This window comes from Streptomyces paromomycinus (genome assembly GCF_003865155.1).
GTDB lineage: Bacteria > Actinomycetota > Actinomycetes > Streptomycetales > Streptomycetaceae > Streptomyces > Streptomyces chrestomyceticus.
The window spans coordinates 5053557-5066808 of sequence record NZ_BHZD01000001.1 but is presented as its reverse complement, the minus strand read 5'-3'; the positions used below and the strand labels follow the sequence as shown (position 1 = coordinate 5066808).

At 73.1% G+C, this 13252-nt stretch carries 14 protein-coding genes; 8 read left to right on the top strand and 6 right to left on the bottom strand.

The genetic code is table 11. From position 1 onward, the window contains the following. Window positions 1-73 precede the first annotated feature (73 nt). The gene (locus OEIGOIKO_RS21460; RefSeq protein ID WP_125055409.1) at window positions 74-709 is read left to right on the top strand and encodes a dTMP kinase; all 636 of its coding nucleotides are present in this window, start codon (window positions 74-76) and stop codon (window positions 707-709) included. Further along, window positions 673-1140, top strand: a complete 468-nt coding sequence (locus OEIGOIKO_RS21455; protein WP_125055408.1) for an NUDIX hydrolase — start codon at window positions 673-675, stop codon at window positions 1138-1140. Before OEIGOIKO_RS21460 ends, OEIGOIKO_RS21455 begins: the two co-directional genes overlap by 37 nt. A 31-nt stretch (window positions 1141-1171) precedes the next feature. On the opposite strand, the gene OEIGOIKO_RS21450 is transcribed toward OEIGOIKO_RS21455, so the two are convergent. Further along, window positions 1172-1387 carry a hypothetical protein gene (locus OEIGOIKO_RS21450; protein WP_125055407.1) on the bottom strand — a complete coding sequence of 72 codons (216 nt, stop codon included), beginning with the start codon at window positions 1385-1387 and terminating at the stop codon, window positions 1172-1174. A gap of 175 nt (window positions 1388-1562) precedes the next feature. Here OEIGOIKO_RS21450 and OEIGOIKO_RS21445 point away from each other — a divergent pair, with 175 nt between their 5' ends. Further along, window positions 1563-2504, top strand: coding sequence for a quinone oxidoreductase family protein (locus OEIGOIKO_RS21445; protein WP_170251791.1), 942 nt, complete (start codon window positions 1563-1565; stop codon window positions 2502-2504). A gap of 63 nt (window positions 2505-2567) precedes the next feature. Continuing rightward, a complete protein-coding gene (locus OEIGOIKO_RS21440; protein WP_125055405.1) occupies window positions 2568-3206 on the top strand; it encodes a TetR/AcrR family transcriptional regulator in 639 nt (212 codons plus the stop codon). Here OEIGOIKO_RS21440 and OEIGOIKO_RS21435 read toward each other — a convergent pair. Further along, window positions 3176-3943, bottom strand: a complete 768-nt coding sequence (locus OEIGOIKO_RS21435) for a cobalt-precorrin-6A reductase (protein WP_125055404.1) — start codon at window positions 3941-3943, stop codon at window positions 3176-3178. The two genes, OEIGOIKO_RS21440 and OEIGOIKO_RS21435, sit on opposite strands and share 31 nt — an antisense overlap. 17 nt (window positions 3944-3960) lie before the next feature. On the opposite strand from OEIGOIKO_RS21435, the gene OEIGOIKO_RS21430 reads away from it, so the two are divergent. After that, window positions 3961-5187, top strand: a complete 1227-nt coding sequence (locus tag OEIGOIKO_RS21430; protein WP_246177466.1) for a cobalt-precorrin-5B (C(1))-methyltransferase — start codon at window positions 3961-3963, stop codon at window positions 5185-5187. 36 nt (window positions 5188-5223) lie between these two features. Here OEIGOIKO_RS21430 and OEIGOIKO_RS21425 read toward each other — a convergent pair whose 3' ends face one another. From OEIGOIKO_RS21425 to cbiE, 3 genes are read right to left on the bottom strand one after another with little or no spacing between them, the layout of a single operon-like run. Then, entirely contained in the window at window positions 5224-5880 is a 657-nt protein-coding gene (locus OEIGOIKO_RS21425) for a cysteine hydrolase family protein (RefSeq protein WP_307721239.1), read from the bottom strand. Window positions 5881-5927: 47 nt separating this feature from the next. Beyond that, complete coding sequence (gene cobM / locus OEIGOIKO_RS21420; RefSeq protein ID WP_125055403.1) at window positions 5928-6713, bottom strand: precorrin-4 C(11)-methyltransferase; 786 nt, start codon at window positions 6711-6713, stop codon at window positions 5928-5930. Then, complete coding sequence (gene cbiE / locus OEIGOIKO_RS21415; RefSeq protein ID WP_125055402.1) at window positions 6710-8098, bottom strand: precorrin-6y C5,15-methyltransferase (decarboxylating) subunit CbiE; 1389 nt, start codon at window positions 8096-8098, stop codon at window positions 6710-6712. The genes cobM and cbiE overlap by 4 nt, the downstream gene beginning before the upstream one ends. Before the next feature lie 294 nt (window positions 8099-8392). Between cbiE and OEIGOIKO_RS21410 the strand changes: the two genes are divergently transcribed. From OEIGOIKO_RS21410 to OEIGOIKO_RS42150, 3 genes are all read left to right on the top strand, one after another. Further along, window positions 8393-8626: a hypothetical protein gene (locus tag OEIGOIKO_RS21410; RefSeq protein ID WP_125055401.1), complete on the top strand. Its 234-nt coding sequence runs from the start codon at window positions 8393-8395 to the stop codon at window positions 8624-8626. Window positions 8627-9152: 526 nt separating this feature from the next. Further along, a complete protein-coding gene (locus tag OEIGOIKO_RS21405) occupies window positions 9153-10421 on the top strand; it encodes a hypothetical protein (RefSeq protein WP_246177465.1) in 1269 nt (422 codons plus the stop codon). Then, window positions 10418-11155, top strand: coding sequence for a hypothetical protein (locus tag OEIGOIKO_RS42150; protein ID WP_174857197.1), 738 nt, complete (start codon window positions 10418-10420; stop codon window positions 11153-11155). The genes OEIGOIKO_RS21405 and OEIGOIKO_RS42150 overlap by 4 nt, the downstream gene beginning before the upstream one ends. Here OEIGOIKO_RS42150 and OEIGOIKO_RS21395 read toward each other — a convergent pair. Continuing rightward, on the bottom strand, window positions 11133-13232 hold the full coding sequence (locus tag OEIGOIKO_RS21395) for a tetratricopeptide repeat protein (RefSeq protein WP_125055400.1): 2100 nt from the start codon (window positions 13230-13232) through the stop codon (window positions 11133-11135). The genes OEIGOIKO_RS42150 and OEIGOIKO_RS21395 overlap by 23 nt on opposite strands. Between the last annotated feature and the right edge of the window lie 20 nt (window positions 13233-13252).

Genomic DNA, 13252 nt, shown 5'->3' with positions numbered 1-13252 from the left:
ACCATGACCGCAGCCCCCACCGCGCACCGCATCGGCGAGCACTACGTGTGGGACGCCACCGGCCGCATCAACGTTGCACCGCGCCGACGCCGCCCTGACCGAACACCTGCGCCGCCGGTGCGCGACAGTGCACACCACCACCGAGCCCTCCCACAGCGCACTCGGCCGGTTCACCCGCGCCCACGCCGACCGCATCCGCGGCCGCGCCCTGGCCTGCCTGGTCGCCGCCGACCGGTACCACCACCTGCACACCGAGATACAGCCCCACCTGGCCGCCGGTGACATCGTCGTGTGCGACCGCTACCTGGCCTCCACCCTCGTCCTCCAGCGACTCGACGACGTCCCCGAACCTTTTCTGCTCGCCCTCAACACCGACATCCGGCTGCCCGACCTCGCCGTCCTCCTGACCGCACCACCCGAGGTCATCGCTACCCGCCTGGCCCGCCGCGGCGCCCACCACCGCTTCGAAGAAGATTCGGACACGCCCGGACGGGAGATCGCGCTCTACCGCGACGCCGCCCGCACCCTCGAACGCCTGAGCGTTCAAGTCCTCATCCTCGACACCAGCACCCTCACTCCCACGGAGACCGCTGCCCGAATCGCTGCCACCATGGCATCGCGGGACACTAGCGTCGGACGCCACAACGGCCCCGACGAGCACACGGTGACTCCATGTCCACAGCAGCCCCCATCGTCGACACCCACGTGATCTTGCGCGACGGCGACAAGATCCTCCTGTCCCAACGCGGCAGTTCCTACGGCTACGGCCGCTGGCACCTGCCCTCGGGAAAGCTCGACGCCGGCGAACCCCTCACCGCCGGGGCAGCCCGCGAACTCTTCGAAGAGACCGGCATCACCGCCCACCCGGACGACCTGCGCCAGGTCCACGTTGTCCACCACCAGCAAGTCCCCGGCACGGAACGTATCGGCTTCTTCTTCCTGGCCACCCGTTGGGAGGGTGAACCCACCAACCGCGAGCCCGACAAGTGTCTCGATCTGCGGTTCTTCGACGTGCAGGACCTGCCCGAGAACATCATCGAGTACCCGGCCGCCGGCCTGTACGGCTATCTCACCAACGCGGGACCGCTCACCCTGCACGGCTGGGCACCGCCATGGCCGCCCGCCGACGCTGGACACTGACGTACCACCCCGTGGGGCTGGCCTTCGCAGGTCAGCCGAGCAGGTCGCGCAGCCACGTGGCGGCCTCTTCCGGCGTGAGCGCCACCGGTACGCCGGCCGGGACGTCCGGCCTCTGTACGACGAACTCCGTACCGCCCTCACCACCGTCGGCGTCAAACCGCCCAACCTGAGCCTGGACGCCGCCTCCCTCGCCGGCGACATCGCCCGCCCGCTCGTCACCCTTGGCCGCGCGCGTCAGGAAGGTCAACCGGTGGAGCGCGTCCCGGCCCCGGTGAGACGGCACTTGCCCTGTCGAACCGCCGGTACGGCCCGGCGGTTCGACAGGCGGACGACTCCCCGGCGAGCCCTTGACGCTCACCATCCCGGCGATTAACGTTCCGAGTCGAAACGGAACGTTATTCATCTCCATGAGGGAGCCTCAAGTGAAAGCCGTGATCGCCACGTCGTCCGGAGAACCCGCCATGGCCGACGCCCCGGAGCCGTCCCCCACCCCCACCCAGGTCCTCATCGACATCGAAGCCGCAGGCGTCGGCTATGTGGACGTCATGGCGCTGCGAGGCCAGTACGCGAAGTTCTCCGGGGTGGGGCCTGCGGGGCTGGAGGTCGTCGGGCGTGTGGTCGCGGTCGGGCGGGATGTGGAGGGAGGGCTGGTCGGACGGCGGGTGCTGGCCGTGTTGCCGGGGTTCGGGGGGTTTGCCGAGCGGGTTGTGGCCGAGGCGGAGCTGGTGTTCACGAGCCCTCAGGGGGTTGACGCGGCCGATGTGGTCGCGCTGGGTGTCAACGCGCTGGTCGCCGAGCTCGCGCTCCGGCGGGTGGGGGCGGCAGCCGGGGAGCGGGTGCTCGTCCGTGGTGCCGGAGGCGGGATCGGGGTGCTCGCCACGCAGTTCGCGCGGGCCCGGGGAGCCGAGGTCACCGCCGTCACCTCGTCCTCGGCACGTGGCGAGCGCCTGAGGGGCCTGGGCGCCGCGCACGTCGTCGACCGGACCCGGTCCGCCGTTCCCGACGCGGAATTCGACGTCGTGGTGGACACGGTCGCCGGCCCGGATGTGGGAAAGCATCTCGAACTCCTGCGGCCCAACGGGCGTTACGTCCTCTGCGGCGCCGTCGGTGGTTTTCCCCCGGTGGAGGCTTTCGCGCCGCTGCTGCATGACTTCCACAAGTCGCCGTCGCTGCACGCGTTCAGCCTCGATTCGGTGGCTCCGGAGGAGCTTCGAGGCTCTTGGGAGAGGGTGGTGACGCTGCTGGGGGAAGGCCGTGTCTCGGCTGTGGTGGACCAGGTCTTCCCGCTCGCCGAGGCCGCCGCCGCGCTTCGGCGGGTGGCGGACGGTAAGGCGTTCGGCAAGGTCGTACTGCGTCCCCGGTAGGGTTCGCGTCCCCGGTAGGGTTGCCGGTCGACAGGATGGGCGTGCGGTTCCCGGGAGAGTTCGATGGCGCGCAGGCGGGACGAGCGGATCGACCACGCCGTACTGGCCGCGGTGACCGAGCTCGTACGGGAAGTCGGCTATCCGGCCCTGACGATGGAAGCCATCGCGCAGCGGGCGGGAACCACCAAACCCGCCATCCGCCGGCGCTGGGCGAGTCAGAAGCACTTGGTCGTCGAGGCCATGGCGCGGGATCGGATCGGGGTCGTGGAGATCGACACCGGATGCACCCACTGCGACCTCGTCGGGCATCTCGAAGCGCTCCGGGTCGCGATGGACGATCCGGCCTTCGGCCATGTTCTTCCTGGGCTGGTGGCCGATCTCGCGGACGATCCGGAGCTGCGGGAACGCTTCCTCACCGAGTTCTGGCAGCCGCGCCGGGAAGCGTGCGTCCTGTCCCTGCGCAAGGGACAGGAACGCGGCGACCTCCGGCCCGGCCTCGACGTCGACCTCGTGCTGGACCTGTTCGCCGCGCCCATCGTGTTCCGGGCACTCTTCGGCCACTCCGGCCTCGGGCCGGAGTTTCCGGAGGACGTCGTGTGTGCTCTGCTCATCGGAACGGGGGCGGGGGCCGGCGGACGGCCCGGCTGCGAGCGGCACCGGGCGCTACGCGGTCACAGCGCCAGCAGCCAGTCGACCGCCTGATCCGGAGTCTCGGCGACCGGTACGCCGCCCGGGACCCCCGGCCTCTGTACGACCACCACCGGCACCCCCGCCTCCCGGGCCGCCGCCAGCTTCGGGGCGGTGGCCGTCGCGCCGCTGTCCTTCGTCACCAGGACGTCGATGCGGTGGTCGCGGAGGAGGGCGCGTTCGCCTTCGAGGGTGAAGGGGCCCCGGTCCAGGAGCACCTCCGTACGAGGGGGGAAAGGGGGCTCGGGGGCGTCCACGGAGCGGACGAGGAACCAGAGGTCGGTGAGGTGGGCGAAGGTGGCGAGGCCCATGCGGCCGGTGGTGAGGAAGACGCGGTGGCCGAGGGCGGGGAGGGTGGCGGCGGCCTCTTCCAGGGAGGCGACCGGGTGCCAGTCGTCGTCCGGGCCGGGGACCCAGCCGGGCCTGCGGAGGGCGAGCAGGGGAACATGGGCGGTGGCGGCCGCCTGCGCCGCGTTGAAACTGATCGTGCCGGCGAAGGGATGGGTGGCGTCGATGAGCGCGTCCACCGCGTGCTCGCGCAGCCAGTGTGCGAGGCCGTCCGGGCCTCCGAATCCGCCGATGCGGACTTCTCCGGCCGGGAGCCGGGGCGCGGCCACCCGGCCGGCCAGGGACGAGGTGACGCGCCAGTCGGGGTGCCGGTCCACCAGGTCTGCGGCCAGCCGGCGGGCCTCGGTCGTGCCGCCGAGGATCAGGACGTGGGGAACGCGTACGGCTCCGGCGGGGACGCTCATGGCGGGCGGTCTTCTCCATGGGTGAGGCAGGTACGGACACGAACGGTACGGCAGGCGCCACCGGCGGCCGTACGGACGGGAGCGCGGCCGGCACCGGTACCGGCACGGGCACGGCCACCGGCGGCCGTACGGCGCAGCTCGCGCACACCGGGCTGCGGCACGGCTGGACGACCGGGGCCTGTGCGACGGCGGCGACGACCGCCGCGTACACGGCGCTGCTGACCGGGGACTTCCCGGACCCGGTGACGATCACCCTGCCGAAGGGGCAGACGCCCGCGTTCGCGCTCGCCGCCGAGGAGATGCCCGAGGACCGCGCCACGGCCATGGCAGCCGTCGTGAAAGACGCGGGGGACGATCCCGACGTCACGCACGGTGCGCTGGTCCGGGCGACGGTGCGCAGGCTCCCGGCGGGCAGCGGCGTGGTGTTCAAGGCCGGTCCCGGGGTGGGTACGGTCACCCGCCCCGGGCTGCCGCTGGACGTGGGCGAGCCGGCGGTCAATCCCGTACCGCGGCAGATGATGCGGGAGCACGTCGCGGAGGTCGCACGGCGGTACGGGGACGGCGGGGACGTCGAGGTCGAGCTGTCGGTCGATCACGGTGCGGAGATCGCGCGGAGTACGTGGAATCCGCGGCTGGGGATCTTGGGAGGGCTGTCGATCCTGGGAACGACCGGGATCGTGGTGCCGTACTCGTGCTCGGCGTGGATCGACTCGATCCGGCGGGGGGTGGATGTGGCGCGTGCGGCGGGACGTACGCATGTGGCCGGGTGCACCGGTTCGACCTCGGAGAAGGTCGTCGTCGCCGAACACGGCCTGCCCGAGGACGCGCTGCTGGACATGGGCGACTTCGCGGGCGCGGTGCTGAAGTACGTACGGCGGCATCCCGTGCCCAGGCTGACCGTTTGCGGCGGGTTCGCGAAGCTGTCGAAGCTGGCGGCGGGGCATCTGGACCTGCACTCGGCGCGGTCGCAGGTGGACAAGGGGTTCTTGGCGGAACTGGCGCGGCAGGGCGGGGCGGACGCGGAGCTGGCGGGTGAGGTCGCGGTGGCCAATACGGGGCTGGCCGCGCTCCAGTTGTGCGCGGCGCGCGGCGTGCCGCTCGGTGATCTGGTCGCCAGGACGGCCCGCGACGAGGCGCTGGCGGTCCTGCGGGGCGCGCCGGTCGCGGTGGATGTGATCTGCATCGACCGGGCGGGGAACGTGGTGGGGCGGGCGGCGCCCAGAGGGCCGCGCGGAGAGGCGTGACAGGGGCGGCCGTGCGCCCCTGAGTGACGCGTTCCGTCACTCCGCCTCCGGCCCCGGCGGCGCCTGGAACGGTACGTCCTTCGCGTACGCGACGATTTCGACCTCGTCGCCGAGAGCCCACTCCGCGACCCGCGAGGCCATCGCCGCCGGGACGCCCTCCGTCTCACCCGGCGCGGGCGGCACGTCGTAGGTGCCGTGCGCGTCGTGCGGCAGGACGACGCGGTACTCGCGCTCCAGGGCCGACCGCGCGGTCGCCAGTACGCACATCTCGGACATCACGCCGCAGACGACGAGGGACCGTACGCCGGACTCGGTGAGCAGCTCGCCCAGCGAGGTTTCGTGGAAGCCGTCGTCCTGGGTCTTGCGGATCACGACCTCGCGCGGGCCGGGCTCGACGGACAGGTGCAGCTCCCAGCCCGGGGTGCCCGTCTCGTCGGACATACCGGGCGCGCCGTCGTTCTGGATGTGGACGATCAGCGCCCCGGCGGCCCGCGCCCGGGCGACCAGATCCTCGGCGCGCGCCTGGACGGCCGCCGCGTGCGGTGCCGCGTCCTCGCCCGCGAAGAAGGCCGACTGCACGTCGACGACGAGCAAGGCTTCGACGGGACCGGGCAGGGGCTGAGCGGACCCGGACAGGGCTTCGGCGGACCCGGACAGGGCTTCGGCGGACCCGGGCTGCGGCATCGCGTTCATCCGGCCGATCCTGCTGGGTCCGCCGTGGCCGAGCAACCGGATATCGCTTATTCGGCCTGCGCGGCGCGGAGTTGGCCGGTCTCCGCCGCGCAGCCCCGCTCCCGCTCCGTCGAGTACAGGTGGCTGTCGCGGAACTGCGAGGCGCCCAGCGTGCGGCCGACCATGATGACCGCCGTACGGACCACGCCCGCCGCCTTCACCTGGTCCGCGATGTCGGCGAGGGTGCCGCGCAGCACCAGCTCGTCGGGACGGGAGGCCATCGCGACGACCGCGGCGGGGCAGTCGGCGCCGTAGTGCGGCAGGAGTTCGCCGACGACCCGGTCCACGTAACGGGCCGCGAGGTGCAGGACCAGGAGGGCGCCGCTGCGGCCCAGGGTGGCCAGGTCCTCGCCCTCGGGCATGGGGGTGGCCTGCTGGGCGATGCGGGTGAGGATGACGGTCTGGCCGACGGTGGGGACGGTCAGCTCGCGCTTGAGGGCGGCCGCGGCGGCCGCGAACGCCGGGACGCCGGGGACGACCTCGTACGGCACGCCCGCCGCGTCCAGGCGGCGCATCTGCTCGGCCACGGCGCTGAAGACGGACGGGTCGCCGGAGTGCAGCCGGGCGACGTCCTGGCCGGCCTCGTGGGCGCGGACCAGCTCGGCGGTGATCTGGTCGAGGTCCAGGTTCGCGGTGTCGACCAGGCGGGCGTCGGGCGGGCACTCGTCCAGCAGTTCGCGCGGCACCAGGCTGCCCGCGTACAGGCAGACCTCGCAGCGGGCCAGGAGGCGGGCGCCGCGCAGCGTGATCAGGTCGGCCGCGCCCGGTCCGGCGCCGATGAAGTGGACGGTCACTGTGCGTCTCCTGGGGCAGAGGGGGCGGTGGAAGGGGTGGCGGGAGCGTCGGGGGCCGGAGGCTCGGAGGCCGCGGGCTTCGTCACCGACCACTGCGTGACCGGCATCGCCTGCCGCCAGCCGGTGAAGCCGCCCACCGGTACGGCGTGCGCGACCGCGAGCCGTACGAGGTCGCCGCCGTACCGCCGGTACCAGTCGGCGAGCAGCGCCTCGGACTCCAGCGTGACGGTGTTGGCGACCAGCCGGCCGCCCGGCGGCAGCGCCGCCCAGCACGCCTCCAGGAGGCCGGGCGCAGTGAGGCCGCCGCCGATGAACACGGCGTGCGGGGCGGGGAGATCGGCGAGCGCTTCGGGCGCGGGGCCGGTGACCACGCGCAGGGCCGGTACGCCGAGCGTGTCCGCGTTGCGGGTGATGCGTCCGGCCCGTACGGCGTTCCGCTCGACGGCGACGGCGCGGCAGGTGCGGTGCGTACGCATCCACTCGATGCCGATGGAGCCGGAGCCGCCGCCGATGTCCCACAGCAGTTCGCCGGGGGCGGGGGCCAGCGCGGCGAGGGTGGCGGCGCGTACGTGGCGCTTGGTCAGCTGGCCGTCGTGCTCGTACGCGTCGTCCGGCAGGCCGGGGGCGGCGGAGAGCCGGAGGGCTTCCGGGGCGCGGGCACAGTCCAGGGCGATGACGTTGAGGGGGTCGGTGCCGTCCGCGGCGGGCGGGGCCGGCCAGTCCGCGGCCGTGCCCTCGGCCTGCCGTTCGCGCGGGCCGCCGAGCTGTTCCAGTACGCGCATCCGGGTCGGGCCGAAACCGCGCTCCCGCAGCAACCCGGCGACCTGGGCGGGGGTCTCGGCGCCCGCGGAGAGGACGAGCAGCCGGCGGCCGTCGTGCAGGGCGGCCGCCAGGCCCGCGAGGGGACGGCCGACGACGGTGACGACCTCGGTGTCCTCGACGGGCCAGCCGAGCCGGGCGCACGCGTACGAGACGGAGGACGGGTGCGGCAGCACGCGCGGCGGCGCGGCGCCCGCCTCGGCGAGCACCTCGGTGAGCGTCCGCCCGATGCCGTAGAACATCGGGTCGCCACTGGCCAGGACGCACACCTCGCGTCCGGCGTGCGCGGCGAGCAGCCCCGGTACGGCGGGCCGCAGCGGCGACGGCCACGCAATCCGCGCGCCCGCGCACTCCGCGGGCAACAGGGCGAGCTGCCGTACGCCCCCGACGAGCGCCCCCGCGCCCCGCAGCACCTCCCGCGAGGCGGCCGGCAGCCCGTCCCAGCCGTCCGCGCCGATCCCGACGACGGTGACACGGGCGGGGCCGGGGACGCGTGGCGCGGGGGCCGCGGGCGACGGTTCGGGAGTGTCCGGCGCGGGCACTGCGGGCGGCGGGGCGGGGCTCACTGCCGGTTACCTCATGGCTTCGGGTCGGCCGCCGTACGGGGCGGCACGACGGGGTCCGGTGGACGCGGAAAGTCAACCGGGAGCAGACAACCCGGTCGGTGCGTTTCCAGAGTAAGAGGCAGTGTGCACGGCCCTCACCGGCGGGCTGCGGGCACCGTGGCGGGCGGGGCCGGCGGAACCCCCGCCGAATTCGTTTCACGGGCGCATAATTGGCTACTCCTAGTAATCGTGACTTCACCGGGCGATGCTGTTCGGTGACGCACGAACCGGGCACCGAGGGAAGGCGCTGCGATCATGGACACAGTGGAACGTGCAACGGCGGGCGAGAAGATCACGGACGCGGAGGCAGCGCGGGACGAACTCCAGGCCGCGCTGGCCGGAGTGGGCATCACCCTGCCGTCACTGGGCCTGGACGGCCCGTCGCTGGCGGCCGACGCACCACGGCCGCTGGTGGAACTGGGCCGCTGCGCACCCGACGTGGCACGGCGGCTGGCGGCCGCGTTGCGGTGTACGGGGCGGGAACGGTGAGGGCGGCCGAGGGGTGAGGGGGTAGCGAGCGGCGCAAGGGCGGCTGGTGGCGAGCGGCGGACGGCCCGGAGGAGACGGGTGCGAGGAGCTGCGGGCCCGCGCCCGTAGAACGCGCTGAGCCCGGCACTAACCGAGGAATCGGCCGGGGCCAAGACCGCTCGACCCGTACTGCGGCGGCGTACCACGCAGGCGTGGGCCGTTCCGTCGGCGGACGCCTGCGCCCGCCCCTCGGTAGGACAGGCCCCTCAGCACCACTGCGCAGGCCCCTCACCACGGTTTGAGGCGCCTGCGCAGCGGTGGTGCAGGTGTGGCGACGCCCCCGTACGGACATGAAGGAGTACACCTGCCGCAGCACCCCATCAGCCCCGTGCGCCCCTCGCGCGGACCCGTCGCCTCCACCGGCCACCGGGGCAAGGTTTTCTCAAGGACCGGTCAAGGCTTCCGTCCCGCCCCGTGGGCATCCCCTCCTCAACCGGCCGCCGTGTCCGGCCCGGGACACGCCGGCTTGATCCGACAGGGGGATGTCATGGGGGCATTGAGCGCTTTCGACAAGAATTCACCACACCAGTTACGTGAGTGGCTGACCCTCACCGGCCGCAAACGCGTCCTCGTCGTCGCCCACACGGTGACGTACATCAAACGCCTCCAGGAAGTGTTCTCGCTCCTGGAGTCCGACCTGCGGGTCCAGGTCCTGTTCACCGCCCCTCCGCACCCGTTCGGCGACGGGGTGGCCGCGTTCCTCCACCGGCTCGGCAGCGCGGTGCTGCCCTGGGAGAAGGCCGCCCGGCTCGACTACGACCTCGCGCTCGCCGCGGGGCCGCGGGGGCTGGGCGAGATCAGCGCGCCGCTGATCACGCTGCCGCACGGGGCCAACTACCTCAAGCGCATCATCGAGGGCACGGACGCCCGGGTGGCCGGCCTCGGGCGCCCGGACATCGTCCCGGACGGCCGGTGCCTGCCCGCCGCCGTGGTCCTGCCCCACCGGGACGACCTGCACGGCCTGGCGCAACTGTGCCCGGAGGCCCTGCCCGTGGCCTCCGTGGTCGGGGACCCGGTGCACGACCGCATCGTGGCCAGCCTGCCCCGCCGTCCCGCCTACCGGCGGGCGCTCGGGCTGCGGAAGGGACAGAAGCTCGTCGCCGTGGTGTCCACCTGGGGCGCGCTGTCGTCCTTCGGGTCGATCGAAGCGCTGCTCCCCCGCCTCATCAACGAGCTGTCCGGCAAGGGCCGGCGGGTGGCGCTGCTGATCCACCCCAACGTCTGGTCGGGGCACGGCGCCTGGCAGGTACGGGCCTGGCTGGCGCAGTGCCGGCGGTACGGCATCGCCGTCGTACCGCCCGAGGCGGACTGGCGGGCCGTCCTGGTGGCGGCCGACTGGATCATCGGGGATCACGGGTCGGTGACGCTGTACGGAACACTGACCCGCGCCCCGATCCTCCTCGCCGCCTCGCCGGAGCGGGAGATCAACCCGTTGTCGCCCGCCGCGGCCCTGGCCCGGACCGCGCCCGCCCTGTCCCCGGGCCATTCGCTCACCAGCCAGTTGGCGTACGCCGCCGCCGAGTACGCGGAGCACCAGGGCGAGGAGTACGCGGCCATCGCGTCCCGGATCACCTCGGAACCGGGGCGGTTCACCAGAAACATGCGGCGGCTGATGTACCGGGTCCTGGGCCTGGGGCAGCCCGCGCACCCGGCGGTCACGCGCCGGCTGCCGCTGCCGCCGCGGCTGGACAACTGGTGCGCGTCGGACACCGGTGCCGATACGGGTACGGATACGGACACGGAGGCAACAGCATGATCAGTACGTGGAGCACGGTCGGCACCACCGGGACTCCTGGAACCGCTGGAACCACCGGAACCACCGGAACCATTGGCACCACCGCGTTGCCGGCATCCGCTGGCCGGTGGCACCGTTCCGTACAGGTGGTCTCCGGGCTGCCGCCCGTCGGGGCCTTCGGTACGGGCCCCACCCCCGTGGCCGGCATCACCGTCGCCACACGTACCGGAGTACGCACCGTACTCGTCCGCACCGGACCGCCGGACGGATCGCCCAGGCCGGCCCCGCCGACCGGGCCGACCACACTGGCCGGACCAGCCGGACCAGCCGGACCAGCCGGGCCCGCCGGACCAGCCGGACCAGCCGGGCCCGCCGGACCGACCGCCCAACCGCCCCTCCTCGGCACCGACGACCACTTCGCCGTCGACGCCGACACCTGCGCCGAAGGGCCCTGGCTCGACTGCGCGGACGTCCTGGTCCACAGCCGACCACGGCAGCGGCGCGGAGCGTGGCTCCGGCTCAACCGCGTGCTCGCCCGCCATGTCGGCTGCCGGCTCGCGGCCTTGCCCCTTCTGGACGGCAGCTGCGCCGTGGCGGACCGCGACGGCACCCAATGCCTGCTGCGTCTCACCGAGGGCTCGGGCACGGCGGGACCGGAGGGTTGGTCGCAGGCCGCGTCGTGCCTCCACGGCCTGCTTTCCACGGGGCACACCCTGGACGGGCTGCGTCACGTCAGTTTTCTGACGGGTCCGTAGGGCGTTCCTCCCGGGGGTCTGCTGGGTCCACCGGTCTGCGCGCACCACTCAGGCCGGCCAGCAGATCCCCTACGCGCCGGGCGTCCGAAGGGCTCTGCAACGCGTACAGGCTCCGGGCGCGCTCCCAGTGTTCACGTGCCGTGTCCGGGAGGGAGTGCTCGTGCGCGCACGTTCCCAGCATCTCCGACACCCGCGCCTGCCAGTGGGCGGACCCGGCGGATGCGAAGAACCGCAGCGCCTCGCCGAGACGCTCCGCCGCCGTGTCGTACGGACCGGTCAGCGCACTCACCCGTCCGGAGAAGGCGAGTGCCCGCGCGGCGTCGTACGGGTCGTTCAGCGCGACCAGCGCTTCGTGCGCCTGCGCGAAGAGTTCCGCCGCCCGCTCGGCCGGACCGCCTGCACCGCCTGCGCTGCCTGCACCGCCTGCACCGCCTGCACCGCCGGAACGTTCTCCCTGCACGTCCTCCAGCGCGATTTCTCCCAGTATGATCCGCGCCAGTGCCACGCCGCGCCCGTAACCGGCGGTCTGCCAGGTCGAGATGGCCCGGTGAAGGTGGACCTCCGCTTCCTGGAAGCGCCCTGCCTCCCGGTGCGCGGCGCCGATCCCGAGCAGCGCCTGGCCCTCGTCGCGGGTGTCGCCGGCCTCGCGGGCGGCCCGCAACGACTGGGTGAACCAGTCGATGGCGTCGTCGGTGCGCCCGGCCGCGTTGAGGCCTATGGCACCGGAATTGAGCATCTGGCGTTCCGCCGTACGGTCTCCGTCCCGGCGCGCCGCCCGGCGGCCGATCTCGTGAGCTTCGATCCAGAGGTCGTAGTGGCGCAGCCGGTGGAACAAGGGCCATAACGCGTCCACGAGCTGCCAGGCCAGCGTGTCCCACCGCTTCTCGTCAGCGGTGCGTACGGTCGCCATCAGGTCCGCGCGCCGGGTCTCCAACCAGGTGAGCGCACCGCTCTCGTCCGCGAAGGGACAGGAAACGGTCGGTTCGTGAACATAGGTACGGTTGAGGGTGAACTGTATGGGGGAGAGCAGCTTCTGAGCCGCCGACGCGGTGTGCAGGTGCCAGTCACCCACACGACGAGACGTTTCTTCCTGAGCCGCCGGCGACTCTTCCGCCCGGCCGCGTTCCTCGGCGTGCAGGCGGACCAGGTCGTGGAAGCGATAGGCGTCCGGGCCGGTGTCCTCCAGCAGGTTGGCCTCGACCAGCACGTCCAGCAGCCGCTCCGCCTCCCCGAGAGGCACACGAAGGGCCACCGCCGCGAGGCGCGAGTCCAGTTGCCGGGCCGGCAGCAGCGCGAGGCGCCGGTACAGCCGGGCCGCCTCGGGCGTCAGTACCGCATACGACTCGTCGAGCGCCGCGTACACCGATAACTCCCCCTCCACGGCCAGCGCCGCCAGCCGTCCTCGGTCCTGTGCCAACGCTTCCGCCATGGTGCGCACCGGCTGCCGGGGGCGCGAAGCGAGCCGGGCGGACGCCAGGCACACCGCCAAGGGCAGACCGGCGCACAGGGACACGACCTGGTGCACCGCGCCGCCCTCACGCCGTACGCGCTCGGCGCCGATGCCCAGAGTGAGGATCTCGACGGCGGCGTCCTGCTCCAGCAGGCCCAGTTCGTGGTGGAGCGCTCCGTCGGCGCGCAGTCCGGTCAGCCGGTACCTGCTGGTCACGACGACGAGGCAGTGCCGGCCGCCGGGCAGCAGCGGCCGCGCCTGGGCGGCGGACAGGACGTTGTCGAGCATGATCGATACGTGCAGGCCGTCGGTGACCGAGCGCCACAGCGCGGCTCGCTCGTCCAGACCGTGCGGCACCTGCACGACGCCCAGCGCACGCAGGAATTGCCCCATGACGTCGCCCGGATCGGCCGGTCCGGTCTCCGAGTGTCCGCGGAGATCGGCGTACAACTGGCCGTCCGGAAATCTCCCGGTCATCCCGCGCAGCCATCGGGACACCAGCGCGGTCTTGCCGATTCCGGCGGGCCCGCTGACGACGATCAACGGGGTGGACAGCTCGGGAAAACGGCCGTGGAGATCCGCCAGCGCCGACAGATCGTTTTCCCGGTCGGTGAAATGCGGCGGCACGGAGAGAAGCTGACGCGGAA